The sequence below is a fragment of the Poriferisphaera corsica genome (assembly GCF_007747445.1).
GTDB lineage: Bacteria > Planctomycetota > Phycisphaerae > Phycisphaerales > Phycisphaeraceae > Poriferisphaera > Poriferisphaera corsica.
This window is the reverse complement of sequence record NZ_CP036425.1, coordinates 2,103,801-2,116,508: the sequence shown is the minus strand read 5'-3', so window position 1 is coordinate 2,116,508 and position 12,708 is coordinate 2,103,801. Positions and strand designations below refer to the sequence as shown.

Annotated in this window: 15 protein-coding genes; all 15 read left to right on the top strand. The window is 43.7% G+C overall.

Annotation, left to right across the window (positions count from 1 at the left end):
- The first annotated feature begins 8 nt into the window (after window positions 1-8).
- Window positions 9-1,661, top strand: coding sequence for a terminase large subunit (locus KS4_RS08615; protein WP_145077050.1), 1,653 nt, complete (start codon window positions 9-11; stop codon window positions 1,659-1,661).
- Between the two features lie 34 nt (window positions 1,662-1,695).
- Complete coding sequence (locus KS4_RS08610; RefSeq protein ID WP_145077048.1) at window positions 1,696-3,156, top strand: phage portal protein; 1,461 nt, start codon at window positions 1,696-1,698, stop codon at window positions 3,154-3,156.
- A 1-nt stretch (window position 3,157) separates the two neighbouring features.
- The gene (locus tag KS4_RS08605; protein WP_145077046.1) at window positions 3,158-3,754 is read left to right on the top strand and encodes an HK97 family phage prohead protease; all 597 of its coding nucleotides are present in this window, start codon (window positions 3,158-3,160) and stop codon (window positions 3,752-3,754) included.
- 102 nt (window positions 3,755-3,856) lie between these two features.
- The gene (locus tag KS4_RS08600; RefSeq protein WP_145077044.1) at window positions 3,857-4,954 is read left to right on the top strand and encodes a hypothetical protein; all 1,098 of its coding nucleotides are present in this window, start codon (window positions 3,857-3,859) and stop codon (window positions 4,952-4,954) included.
- 74 nt (window positions 4,955-5,028) lie between these two features.
- Window positions 5,029-5,583, top strand: a complete 555-nt coding sequence (locus KS4_RS08595) for a head-tail connector protein (RefSeq protein WP_145077042.1) — start codon at window positions 5,029-5,031, stop codon at window positions 5,581-5,583.
- Window positions 5,580-5,921: a hypothetical protein gene (locus KS4_RS08590; protein WP_145077040.1), complete on the top strand. Its 342-nt coding sequence runs from the start codon at window positions 5,580-5,582 to the stop codon at window positions 5,919-5,921. The genes KS4_RS08595 and KS4_RS08590 overlap by 4 nt, the downstream gene beginning before the upstream one ends.
- On the top strand, window positions 5,899-6,354 hold the full coding sequence (locus KS4_RS08585; RefSeq protein WP_145077038.1) for an HK97 gp10 family phage protein: 456 nt from the start codon (window positions 5,899-5,901) through the stop codon (window positions 6,352-6,354). The genes KS4_RS08590 and KS4_RS08585 overlap by 23 nt, the downstream gene beginning before the upstream one ends.
- Window positions 6,347-6,739: a DUF3168 domain-containing protein gene (locus KS4_RS08580; protein WP_145077036.1), complete on the top strand. Its 393-nt coding sequence runs from the start codon at window positions 6,347-6,349 to the stop codon at window positions 6,737-6,739. The genes KS4_RS08585 and KS4_RS08580 overlap by 8 nt, the downstream gene beginning before the upstream one ends.
- Entirely contained in the window at window positions 6,739-7,158 is a 420-nt protein-coding gene (locus tag KS4_RS08575; RefSeq protein ID WP_145077034.1) for a hypothetical protein, read from the top strand. Before KS4_RS08580 ends, KS4_RS08575 begins: the two co-directional genes overlap by 1 nt.
- 48 nt (window positions 7,159-7,206) lie before the next feature.
- Window positions 7,207-7,497: a hypothetical protein gene (locus KS4_RS08570; protein WP_145077033.1), complete on the top strand. Its 291-nt coding sequence runs from the start codon at window positions 7,207-7,209 to the stop codon at window positions 7,495-7,497.
- A 167-nt stretch (window positions 7,498-7,664) separates the two neighbouring features.
- Window positions 7,665-7,859, top strand: coding sequence for a hypothetical protein (locus KS4_RS08565; protein ID WP_145077031.1), 195 nt, complete (start codon window positions 7,665-7,667; stop codon window positions 7,857-7,859).
- Window positions 7,860-7,862: 3 nt separating this feature from the next.
- Complete coding sequence (locus tag KS4_RS08560; RefSeq protein ID WP_145077029.1) at window positions 7,863-9,413, top strand: phage tail tape measure protein; 1,551 nt, start codon at window positions 7,863-7,865, stop codon at window positions 9,411-9,413.
- 196 nt (window positions 9,414-9,609) lie between these two features.
- Entirely contained in the window at window positions 9,610-10,389 is a 780-nt protein-coding gene (locus KS4_RS08555; protein WP_145077027.1) for a hypothetical protein, read from the top strand.
- Between the two features lie 9 nt (window positions 10,390-10,398).
- On the top strand, window positions 10,399-11,037 hold the full coding sequence (locus KS4_RS08550) for a hypothetical protein (RefSeq protein WP_145077026.1): 639 nt from the start codon (window positions 10,399-10,401) through the stop codon (window positions 11,035-11,037).
- On the top strand, window positions 11,034-12,623 hold the full coding sequence (locus KS4_RS08545) for a hypothetical protein (protein ID WP_145077024.1): 1,590 nt from the start codon (window positions 11,034-11,036) through the stop codon (window positions 12,621-12,623). Before KS4_RS08550 ends, KS4_RS08545 begins: the two co-directional genes overlap by 4 nt.
- Window positions 12,624-12,708 lie beyond the last annotated feature (85 nt).

Here is a 12,708-nt window from a genome sequence, read left to right as displayed (position 1 = left end):
TGGGTCTTATGTTGGATTTACGCAAAAAATATATAGATCCCTTGATCCAGCCGAGCAGTGTTTCTGACGCGAAGCTTGCGGCGATGTACTACTACGATCCCGCTGCTGCCGACAAAGTCGTCGATTTCATTCAGGCAGAATGTAAACACATCAAAGCCGAATTTAAAGGTAAGCCGTTCATCCTTGCGCCGTGGCAGATTGATGTTATCCATGTCATTTTCGGTATCAAACACATCGAATCTGGGTTCCGTAGATTTACCGAAGTCTTCATGCATATCGGCAAGAAGCAAGGTAAGTCATTGTTTGCCGCAGCTCTAATGTGGTACATGCTGTGCGCTGATGGTGAGGGCGGCGCGGAAGTGTACTCCGTAGCGAACAATGAAAATCAGGCTAGCCGAACGGTGTTTGACGTGATGCGACAAATGGGCAAGGCATCATGTGGCATCAGTGAACGCTGCCGAATCGATAAAAAGAAAATTTATTACCAGACAGCAACCGCCGACAATTTCGCAGAGGTACTTGCGGCCAACCACACAACGATTGACGGTTGCAATCCTCATATGCAAAGTGTAGACGAAACACACTTATATCCTTCTCATCAAAAAAAGTTACTGCGATTAATCAGACAATTGCCAGTTGCGAGAAATCAGCCCCTCACGCTCTACACGACAACCGCGGGAGAGGATAAGACAGGGCCGGGCTATGATCTTTATCAAGAAGCTTGCGGAGTGAGAGATGGCTTGATCAAGAAAGATTACTTCCTATCCATCATCTATGAAGTTGCTGAGGATGATGATATTTTCGATCCCGCCAATTGGCCAAAGGCCAACCCCAACTACGGGGTCATTATCAAGCACCAGCGTTATCTAGAAAAAGCAGAGGCGGCGAAAACATCAGCTACCGAAGAATTAGACTTTCGTCGTTATTACTGCAATCAATGGACTGATACCGCGACAAGCTGGCTTTCGTCCGCGGATTGGACGGAGTGCAGATCCGAGTCATTCGATGATGATTTATTGATTGGAAGGCCGGCGTATTCCGCTTTTGACTTGGCCAAAATTGGGGACTGGAATTCATTTGTAATTGTGTTTCTGCCTACTGATGAAGATCCGTTTTATCGAGTCAAATCATGGTTCTGGCTACCAGAAGAAGATATTGCAAGTCGTGAGGGGAAGGATGGTATTGGCTACCGTGCCCTTGAAAAAATGGGTGATTTGCGGTTTAGCGGTGAGAGATTTGTTGACCATACGCAAATTGGTACAGACATAGTCGAGATAATGCAGCATTACAAACTAGATGAAGTTGGGTTTGATATTAATTGGTCACATCCGGTTCAGATTGAGCTTGAAGCGGCGGGTTTGATCTTTATTCCCTTGAAGCAAGCCAAATTCCTCAGCAATGGTTACAGGGAAATGGAAAAGCTTGTCGGTGAGCATCGGTTTGCACACGACAATAACGAATTAATGAACCGCTGCATAATCAATGCTAAAGCGAAAACGAATAGTTATAACGATTTGTGGATTGATAAAGATGAGAGTAAAAAAAAGAAGAAAGTTGATGGGGCGGTTTGCTTAGGAATGTGCTGTGAGTTGATTCATCGCAATAACTGCGAACCCAAAAACAGTAAAGAATATACTCCTGTTCAAATGGCACTCGTTTAAAAAGATATTTTTTGGCAAATACGTCATATCTTTTATGGATGATAACAGAGTTGTCGAATATGTACTCAGCCAAATTCAGCGCAATATCCACGTTACAGTAGATGAAAAATCAACGCTTTCGTTAGATGTTGTTGAATCTGGAATCGAGGCTATGAGTTCCCCTCATGAGACGCTACCGCTACATGTTTATGAGAAACAAAGCGGCCGTTCTGTTGTTATTAACCATCAACTCGACACCTTACTCAACTACCCTACGCCCATCCTGACTCGCCAGCACTTCGTTAGGGCTATGAATACGGATCTTGTTTTACACGGTAATGCTTTTGCCGAGATCGTACGTTCGGGCAATAAAATTGTGATGCTGAATCAGATTGATTCGAAATGGTTTGGTGATATAAAATTTGATTCAAAAACCAAACAGCATATTTATATCTTCAAAATTGGCGACAATACTGCATCAAAGAAAATTTGGCATAAGGATATTATACACCTGCGATGGAATCCTCGCGGTTCTTTAGGGATTGGGGAGGGTTTGCTAAAACGCGGTGAAGAAGACTTGAGGTTAAATTTGGGCCTCAGGCAGTTCCTTAAAAACAAGGTTGGTGATGGTTTTTCTGATCGTGTTACAGCTTCACATTCAAAGGAAATGCAATCCGATGAGGTTCAGCAGGTTCGTGAGATTATGAAGAAGTATCGCGATGATCGTGACAAAATCCCAGTACTTGATGAACGCGTTAAGATCGATCGGACAGAATCATCATTAAAAGATAATGTGATTGATGTATTACTTTCATCGTCAGAAAAGCGCCTTGCTAATCGTTTTAAATTTCCCCTTCATTATTTTAATATTTTTGCGGGCAACGCTTCATATAACTCACTTGAAATTGAAACGAATCGTTACAAAAATAAGCTAATACCGTGGGGTAAAATTTGGTGCGGTGAACTTGGCTTAAAACTTCTCACGCCTACCGAAAGACGCACTCACTCTATTCGTTACAACTATGACGCATTAGTCCGTGTCAATCTGAAGGATCAGGTTGAGGTTTTAGAAAAGCAATTAAACAACGGTATTCTCACGCAAAATGAGGTCCGGGGAATGATGAATCAGCCTAGCGTCGGGGCGTCCGGGGACATAATGCGAAGCCCGCTTAATATTGGCTACGCGGACGAGAGAGGATTGTCTGGGGAGTTACTAAAAAGTGAAGTTGAACGGTTCGCGCGTCGTGAAACAAACGCCATAGCCAAGAAATTCAAGAGCGGGAAACACTACGAAGTGATGGATGAGAAGACGAAGGCGACCTCGCAACATCAGCTTTACGAAGTATTACGGCAATTTGAGCCAACACATCGTTTTGATGCAAAAAAGATTTCTGAACAGGCAATATATGAGACGCCGTTGGCTGATTTCGACACAGAAAACCAAGCTAAATACATGATAGCGCGTTGGTCGCAAATTCTGCAACTAATTAAAAACAACAATAAAGAGAACACTTGACATGGATAACACTGTACTGATTACGCGTTCAATTCAAACCGGCGATAAGGGACGAATTTTTGGATTAGCAATACCTTATGAGTCACCATCTCGGCGGGTTACTACAAAATTTGATCGTGAGAATGAGTATTACGAGACGATTAAACGTGGTGCTTTTGATGATTCATTTAAGGGTGATTTTGATGTTCCCTTGTGTATCAATCATGACCTATCGCGGGAAATCATGCGATCATCAAATCCAAACCTAAAAATCGAAGTTAAAGAAGATGGGGTTTATGTCGATTGCCAGCTTGACCTGACCGACCCAGAACACAAGGTTATCTACGACGACGTTCAGAGAGGGGAATATGAGGGATTCTCATTTAACGGCGGCGTGCGATACAAAGACAGAGACGCCGAGGAGCGAGAAGTTGTCGGAGGCCATGTGCGTGAAATCTCACTTGTGACCAAAGCGGCATATCCTGCTACTTACGCGGCAGCAAGATCAGCCGATAGTGGCGAGCTTGCAGAAGCTAACAACAAAATAAAAGCACTTGAGACGGATGTTGCGTCTCTTAAAGTGCAGGTCAATAACATCAAAGCGTACCTGAAAGCATGAACGAATATTGGGGCCATAGCCAACCGGCGTGATTCGCTTGAGATATACGCGATGTGTTTTGTATCCAGATTTTAAAAACTACTGAAAACAAGGTGAAAACCAGTGAAGACCGCTAAAGAAATTAAAGAAGCTCTCGCCGCGAATCAGGCGAAAATGAAAGAGTTGGCTACAACCGATGACGACAACGATACTACCGATGAAATCATGAAACTCAAAGAGATTGATGAATCTCTTAACAAAGAACTCAAGGCTGCTGAAGCTGCTGAAGACGTAATCAGTCGTAAGTACGAAGAAAAGGATAATGATGATAAGGAGGTTGAGCGTTCATATAAAGTGTCGGATGCGGTTGAAGAGCAATTGCAACAGGTAGTCAATTCCGAGAATTCAGCAAAAGTACAGCTTGACTATGACGTTGTCCGTGGATTTACAATGGGCAACGATAGCGTAGGCTCGAAAATGCAGGGGTTCCAGTCACCTGACCGTCTCAGGTCGTTACCGTCGCGAGTTGGTCGTATTGTTCATCCCGTTGACACCATACAAGCTATACCGGCTATCGGTGGCGCAAAAATGACGGAATCTGGCGAGAACGATAGCGGCAGGCCTAACTCGACAGCGGCGCTGGGAATGAAAGAAGCTCGCCCAGTGCGCGGAAAAGTATCATATGATTCAACCTCTCACGCGCTTCGAACTATACCGGGACTCAAAAAGGCAATTGGTCAAGACGGACTAAGCGCTGCTGAGGAGTACTATGATACGGTATTTGTTAAAAGACTGAGTGAACTCCCTGCTGAACGGAAATATGCAGTCGCAGAGAGTACCGAATTCGATCGCGCCGAATTCATGAAGTGCAAGGCTAAAATGTCTGCGACCTCTGGGGGGTTGATCTTGGTTTGCAATCTTGCCACTCAAAGCTACCTGCAAGGTATCAAAATTGACGAAGGCTCCGGCCAATTCCTTTGCAATGACAACGGCGTCATTGCTGGCGTCCAAACAATCCTCTGTGAAGATATGCCTGACTATGAAGCTGTGTTGTGTGACCCAAGGACGTTAGATTTCTACGAGTTCGGGAAACTGCTTGCGGTCTTTGACGGTATTTCATCGCCGGGCGATGAAAAGGCAACGTATGTAGCACATATCGATGTCTTGTTCTTGCGATACAATCACGTTCTTCATATCACTAATATTGATGGATCAGCGTGATAACTGCTATTGCTTGCTCAGTTCTCTCTCTCGGAAACGAGGGAGAGGATTTTATTTCAATCTAGGATACGCTCATGCTTCAAGATTTCATCACAATCGAAAATAATCACGCAAATACGCTTGCCGTGTCACTAGATCAGATTAAGCAGCAGTGTGATGTTTACATTGATGAAATCGATGAATTGTTTACACGTTACCTGCTCACAAGCCAAAAAGTTTACGAAGAAACCACGAACGATATTCTTTTCACACGTAAAATTTCGTGTATCGAAACGAAACCAGAGCGTAGCAATATGCTTACGATCGGGCCTATCCAATCGATAGATTCAGTTTATGCTGTTAATTCAAGCTTTGGTGAAACGCTTATTGATCCAGATAGATACACGTCTTATGAAGGCAAAAAGACGCTTTTACAAGTCAAATCTTACGTGCCGTGGCGTTTGAAATTCAATCTCACAGTTGGCTATGCCTCAATTGAGGAAATACCCCTCACGGCAATCCAAGCGATCATCTTACGCGCAAGTACGATGTATCAATACCGGGGCGATATAGCTGAAAATAATCCCGGTAAACGTGCTTCCGACTTGCTCATGAATCATACATCTCGTAAACGCGGGAGGTTTGAATGAGCAGGAAGGTGTATTCTGACTACTGCAAAATCTATCGCCCAATCGATGCAGATGAAAACGTCAGTGGTGAAGATCATTATGAATTATTGCACACATGCACATGCAAGTTGGTGCCGATTTCTGCTGATGATGCGTCGCATGGCGATTATGCAATCAATGAGGCCGCTTACAAGGTGTATCTGAGGCCATCAAGCCTAATTGAAACAGATTGTGAAATCGAGGTTAAAGGCAAACGCAATAAACGTCTCCATATCACGAAGATTGAAGAGAACGAAGTTGATAAAGAAATGATTTTGCGGTGTAAGGAGGATTCGTATGGAATTCGATATTCAACCTGACAGCAAAGAGTTTAGGCGGATGATGGGGCAGCTTGATTTAGACGCGAAGCAAATGAGACGTATTAACTCAGCAGGTGGCAGAGCAGCCGGAAACGTGGTTAAAAAGGTGATGAAGTCGGAGTCACCTAGCGACACGAAGACGCTGGAAAAATCGTGGCACGTCCAATTGAAGTACGACAGAAAAACCGAATCCGTAACGGTCAAGGTACGCCCAAATCCTAAAAAGCGCTTCGCAAAGGGCGGTAAGAAACGATACCCAGCCTATACCGCTCATTTTGCAGACAAAGGTTTTAGACACTGGAAATCAAAGCGAATGGTTAAAGGGAATGGCGCCTATGACAAGGCGTGGCGACGAAATCAGTCCAAAATAAACAGCGAATTGCGAGCTGGTAGATTGAAGTCAATTAAACGGGAAATCGAAAAGAATGTTTGAAGATTTGATTCAAAAGTTCTTGCTGGAAAGTCAGACAATTACTCAAAAGGTGACAAAGAGAGTTTACACTTCACCACCCAGAGGTAATCTGACATTCCCTTGCATTATCATTGATGGTGTTTCTGCAAAACTGAAAAACAACGGGCGATCTTCTAACAGAACTGGAGCTTGCGAAATAAGTGTTGTGGCCTCTACAAAAAACGGAGCGCATCTTATACGTAAGTTGATTATGAAACACATTCTTTCTTTCGATCCGTCTATTAATGATGATGACATACGTTTGAATTCGCTTTACCTATCTGATGAGGGTTACAGCGTAGAAGTAAGTGAAAAATCGGTCGAGATTACGATTAATGCCTTGACCACATTTACAGAGGAATTGTAATGAATCTGCATACAAAGCTTGAGTATAGTACGGATGGTAGCTCCTTTCAGGTTATTAAGATCGACAATGATTTTACACCATTCAGCCAGACCTTTGAAACTGGCGAGCGAATGAAGCAAACTGACAATCACCTTTCACCGCACAAAAGGGTGATCAAAGAGCCTGTAACTGATGCAAGCGGACAGCTTGTGTGCGACACCGATGAGGATGTTACGCATCTACAGGCAATGCTTGATGCGTGCCTGGGGAAAGCTGTGACTTATCAAGTCACGCTTAAAACAGGTCAAGTGCAGAAAGTCGATGGAATTATGACTACCAGTACACCTAATGCGCCTGCTGCTGGTTTATTTGAGAACAGTTTTACAATTCAGGCAACCGGCCAAATGACCGTGACTGCTGCGAGCGCAAGTAGCGGTTAATAATGCCCATCGTCCTGCTTATAAAAAAAATTGATCGGAAAATTTGACATGGTTGATATGTTCCTGAAAGAAAACCAACGACGTGCAGTAAAGCCAGTCGTTATTGATGGCGAAAAAATTTACGTTGGTGAGTTGTTCATGGATGAGTTTCGGAAGTATTCAAAAATGGACGATGTTGATCAAGCTTTTCTTTGTGCATGTCTTTGCGATGAAAATGGCAGACGCTTGATTGACGATGAGCAGTTTGGCAAATTTGCATTCAGGAAAAGTCAATACGACGCAATTCTTGAAGTTTTTAAAGAACTAAACGGGGATAGTGAGGAAACAGTAAAAAACTAATTCGGCGGCCGCATCTGCTTACGGATGTGAAGATATGTCTTCGTATAGGGTTGCTTGATCGGTCGCAGCTATATGAATGTGTTACTAGTAGGCAATTGGATGAGCTAAGGTTTGCGATCCAAGATGAAGCGTATCAGGAAGACAGAAGGGCCGCGGATATTCTTTACATGCTTAATGTTTGCGCGGGGAATTATGAAAACTACAAAAAGTTTATACGACGCTGCGTAAATACATGGCGGTTTGATATTGAAAATCAGATTGCAGAGGACGCCAAGCTTGCGGAACTAACAGATGAGCAAATAGTAGCAAGGAAAAAAGCTGAATTTATTTTGTCTAGAGCAAACGCTCAGCAAAGGCAGTAATACATGGCCGGTGGACGTACCACATATTACATTAATGGTGATGATAAAGGCTTCACGAAAGCCGTAGACCGCTCACGCAAGAAAGCTGAGGGGTTTGGTGGCTCTATGAAACGCATGGGGGGCAAGTTTAAGGCCGTCGCTGGCGGGCCTCTCAAGCTCGCCGCTGTCGGTATTGCGGCAGTTGGCGCGGCAGGCTTCGCGGCTGTTGCGGGGTTGGGCGCGTTGGCGAGCGCACAGGCGGGCGTAATCGACCGTATGAGTAAGATGAGCGATACTGTCGGTGTATCGACTGAATTTTACTCTGCGATAAATAGGCAAGCATCTGAGGCGGGTGTTGAAACTGGCAAGCTAGAGGGGGCTATGAAAAAGTTTGCTATTTCAATGGGAGACATGCCCAGAAAAGCCGCCGAATTTGAAAAACTTGGTTTGTCAATCAGCTCGCTCGAACAAATGAACCCCGAAGAACAGTATAGAGCCGTTACAACAGCTATCGACGAGATGGGTTCAGCAGCAGAGCAGGCCGCGGTTGCGAATAAGTTGTTTGGTGGGGCCGGCGTCGAAATGCTACGGATGTTCAGGCAGGGGGAGGGGAGTATTGACGCCTACATCGAGAAGCAAGAAATCCTCGGCGAATCATTTACACGATTAGCAGGCGCACAAGTCGAGGGAATGAACGATTCGCTTGATACCCTTAAGGCGGCATTTTCAGGTGTAGGTAAGCAGATTGCGATCAAGGTCGCGCCGTATGTTACATATCTTGCTGATGAAGTAGTGCGTTTCATCACCGAAAGCGGCGGTATTAAAACTATTGTTGGTAAAGGTTTCGAATATGTGGGCAAGACCATCAGCGGTGTAACTCGCGTCGTGGATGTGTTGCGGGGAGCCTTTTATGGAGTGAGAGCGGTTGTGTTTTCAGTGATTGGGTATGGGTTAAAAGGTATTGTATGGTTACAAGAGAAAATCTTTTCATTTACTAGAAAAGTTATTGAACCGCTTCTTAATAAACTTGGAGGTTTTCTAGGCTTAGATGGTGTTGGTGATATTTTCGGGGACGTGGCGGATAAGACCTTCGATGCGGTGAATATTTTTGCTGATGATCTTGTTTCTATTGCGTCCGACGCTGGTAAAAAATCATCCGATTCATTTTCATCAGCATGGAATGGTCGTACTTTTGATGAACTGAGTGTAAAAGCAATCGAGATCGAGGAATCATCCATCAAGGCTGCTCAAGCAACAGTTGAGAATGCTGAAAAAATGGCGAAGTTTCAAAAGGAAGCGCAAAAATCCTCACAAAAAATAACAGACGAATCGAGCAAACAGACAAAAGAACTCGATAAACAAATCGAAAAATCCGAAAAAAAACGTTATGCGAGCATAATGGGGTTCGGTGCTAATGCTAGACTCCAAGCTTCTCAGCGGCTAGATATAGTTAATCAAACAAAGAAAGATCAAGCTGCAGAAGAAACAAAGAAATTACATGACACTGTTGGGAAGCTCGCCCGAAAGGTTGAGGCGGCATTTGGTGTTGATCCTTCTGAACTTGATTTAGCGTAGGAATAAGATGGCAATATTTGACCATACACATCTTCAAGAAAATGACACAACCTCCACCACATCGGCGACACGCTCGTACGAAGTGTACGGCACCATAGATAGTACGCATAAGGAGGTTTTTGAGTACGCCGAATCATCCAGCCTTCCAAGCGGTACAAATTACATCATATCGAAGCCATTTTTACGATGGCAAAGTATGTCGATTGACAGTCAAGAAAAGACGTCGGCACAAACTTTAAAGAAAATGAATGCTGGTTTAGCTTTGGGCAGCAATGAGACAATTGTTATCTATAAGGTATCGGCTAGTTACGCAAAACCTCCATCAAATGACAGCACACTAACCCCCTCTGATCTATCCAAGCCTGCAAAGGTTACAAAGTCAACTCAACCACAGACCGAGCCATATGACATTGATTACTCGTCAACGCTACCGGACGAAACTGAAAATAAGAAAATTGAAAATACGGCCGGTGAAATGATGAAAGAGTTACCTGTCAGGCGAAAAAGCAAGGCGTTGTATGCAGTAAGTAAGGCGATCACCATATCTGCTGCTGCCCAGCTTGCAAACTCAGATTTCGAGAACACTGTGAATAAAACATCGGTAGTATTGGGTTATTTCGGAGCATTTGCAGTAGGCACGTTACTCTGTACTCGGATCACGTTTGGCGAGCAGGTATCCCACATTGACGAAGACAACAACACCACTGATTTAGTTCGTGTAACTTTTGAGTTTGAGAAGGATTCAGAGAATTTACATCTTCATAAATACCAATCACTGGGTTTCCATGAAAAAGACAATGACCCAGAATCAGAAAGTGGGTTGAAGCCAATCCCTCATACTAAAAACTTGCCAAATGGTTGGCCACTTAATGAAGATGGGTCGAAGAAAGACAAAGTGTCTGATTTCGGCCATATGATGGTGCGAGCGCCGCAACCTTATGTTTCGTGGTCTACGATCTCATCTATGCTGGTATAGGGTGCCGTCATGATCAATAAAACAAGATTCACAACGAATAGTATCAACAAGCTTAACACCGCAGTAAGATCAACACAGCAGCTATCACGATCACCTGAATATCTAAACACAATTCCGCGATTACAGTCGCAAACAGATGAACCCTCAAGCATATCGTTCTTCGTCTTCCGCAGTACACTTGGTGATTACATCACCTGCTATGAGGTTGGATCGCCTCCAGCTTCCGCACACTCACAAGGCGACATTCTCATCCTTAAAGATCCCCAGTTGCGACAATCGTCGTACAAAGAATTGCGCGTTGATGAAGATGGCGAACCAGTCTTAGACGATGATGAGAATGAACAGTTTGATTTTATCAAATTCCCTTTCGGTGAGGATCACTACGAAGAAATACATGTGATCAATACTCAGAATCGGCTAGATAGTAAAATTTTTAAGACTGATGATCAAAGTTTTGTTTCTCAAGCTGAGTATAAAGTCTCTCTGCTCATGCCAGATGTATCAATAATCGCAGCAGTGTCTCACGCTGAAGACGGCTACGACAGTGAGTATCTTTGGCTGCGCGGTATGAATTATCCGCTGGCTAGGACGCATCGTTACTTCGCCGAGAATAACATCACTGGCGATCTTGAGGTGTTTGAGCCATGACCAATGTTTATGATCGACGACACTTTACGGCTGAGGCTATACCAAGCAATGTTAACTACGATGTTAAACATTCGGTTGGACTTGCAGGCGCGTATGTCATGGGTGATAGCCGCGGTAACTGTGGCCGGGAATCCTACGGTCGTATTGATAACAAGCATGTTGCCGTCAGGTTCCGGCAGTCAATAACAAAGGACGGTATGCCAAGCGGTGATTATGCGGCTGCATTTAATCCATTCACTGACCCAGATACATCTGAAATTATCAATCTTAAAACGTCCATCAACACAAATGACAAGCCAGCGAGACAGTGGAATGAATACGGTCTGTCAAAATTCCCAGCCCGAAATCGTATGCACTGCGATCCATCTGGTTTTTATTTACTAGAAGCGCAAGCGGATCCGCGACGTGATGATCGTGAATTCTGTGTTAATGAGTATTACTATAATCTCTCTAATCATGTTGATTGTTCCGAAGAACAAAACAAACGCACGTTGACAGGTTGGAATGGTCGTAAAAATGATCAAGCCAATTTGGATGAAAACTACTGGGAATACTACCTGCCGTATCGCCACAACATAGTTAAGTATTCGTGGGACGGACAATTCCTTTGGAAGCATTCAATCGAACCCCAAAAACCCTTTATATCGTGGGCCAACTATCGATACGATGAATTTCATAACTATGGGTTTTGGAATGGCCGTTTTTATGTGCCACATGATTTTGATACTGTCGAAATGATAGACAGCAATACGCGGCGCCAGTATGCAGATGATGGTTTTCCGGTCACACACTACGCCACCCATACAGCCATTAACCCTGATACAGGTAAACGGCGGCTTAATGATTATCTGTCATACCCGGTTGCTCAGCCAATCAAACACGCCCTTGCTATTCTTGCAAGCGATGGTGGGAGATTTCTTTCATACAACGGCACGAAATTTATTAGTTCCGACAAAACCGGCGTTGCACCATACGAATCAAGCATACCAACTGATTTTAATCGCCGTTCGCATGTGGTGCCTATGTATGAAAGCGACTACGCACATCAAGCAAACGACCAAAATACCCATAATCAAAAGGCTTATTGGTGCATGGAGTACTACAAGCCAAATGATAGTTATCACAAGTTGTCTATCACGAAAGCGAACATATCAACAGCATCATATTCATCCCACAATCTCAACCTTACTGGCTACGGATTCTATGAGTCGGGAATTAACTACGTCATACAAAAACATTATCCCATATGTGCGGACGATGATGGCGTATTTGTTGTTGTACCCAAAAAATATGCAGGCCGTCAAAAATGGTCTTTACTTTGGCTCAATCACGAATTAGATCACGCTGTTGCAGAGTTCGATCTATCTGAGGGGCTTATAGATTTTATTGACATATCAAACTACCTGTTACAGTCGAAAGTGTGTATTTACGGCGGACTTTTATATCTCGCAGCCGGTGGGTACGTATTTGAATTTGATTACAAAGCACTGAGACAAATACCAATCCGTTATTTGTATATCGGAGATAAAAGAGAGATTATGAATTTCGTGATTAGTGATCTTTCCGAAGAAGACACGTCAGCATAACGAACGTCTAGAATAATATGTATACGCCACTAGAAAAGAACATTATCGACCGCCTCGCTCGCATAGAGGAAAAACTGAATGTAAA

Bases quoted from the DNA above. Each gene is read 5' to 3' on its own strand.
- KS4_RS08610 (WP_145077048.1), top strand. From the start codon at position 1,696: ATGGATGATAACAGAGTTGTCGAATATGTACTCAGCCAAATTCAGCGC.
- KS4_RS08575 (WP_145077034.1), top strand. From the start codon at position 6,739: ATGAATCTGCATACAAAGCTTGAGTATAGTACGGATGGTAGCTCCTTT.
- KS4_RS08595 (WP_145077042.1), top strand. From the start codon at position 5,029: ATGCTTCAAGATTTCATCACAATCGAAAATAATCACGCAAATACGCTT.
- KS4_RS08555 (WP_145077027.1), top strand. From the start codon at position 9,610: ATGTCGATTGACAGTCAAGAAAAGACGTCGGCACAAACTTTAAAGAAA.
- KS4_RS08605 (WP_145077046.1), top strand. From the start codon at position 3,158: ATGGATAACACTGTACTGATTACGCGTTCAATTCAAACCGGCGATAAG.
- KS4_RS08590 (WP_145077040.1), top strand. From the start codon at position 5,580: ATGAGCAGGAAGGTGTATTCTGACTACTGCAAAATCTATCGCCCAATC.
- KS4_RS08615 (WP_145077050.1), top strand. From the start codon at position 9: ATGTTGGATTTACGCAAAAAATATATAGATCCCTTGATCCAGCCGAGC.
- KS4_RS08550 (WP_145077026.1), top strand. From the start codon at position 10,399: ATGATCAATAAAACAAGATTCACAACGAATAGTATCAACAAGCTTAAC.
- KS4_RS08585 (WP_145077038.1), top strand. From the start codon at position 5,899: ATGGAATTCGATATTCAACCTGACAGCAAAGAGTTTAGGCGGATGATG.
- KS4_RS08580 (WP_145077036.1), top strand. From the start codon at position 6,347: ATGTTTGAAGATTTGATTCAAAAGTTCTTGCTGGAAAGTCAGACAATT.
- KS4_RS08570 (WP_145077033.1), top strand. From the start codon at position 7,207: ATGGTTGATATGTTCCTGAAAGAAAACCAACGACGTGCAGTAAAGCCA.
- KS4_RS08560 (WP_145077029.1), top strand. From the start codon at position 7,863: ATGGCCGGTGGACGTACCACATATTACATTAATGGTGATGATAAAGGC.
- KS4_RS08545 (WP_145077024.1), top strand. From the start codon at position 11,034: ATGACCAATGTTTATGATCGACGACACTTTACGGCTGAGGCTATACCA.
- KS4_RS08565 (WP_145077031.1), top strand. From the start codon at position 7,665: ATGCTTAATGTTTGCGCGGGGAATTATGAAAACTACAAAAAGTTTATA.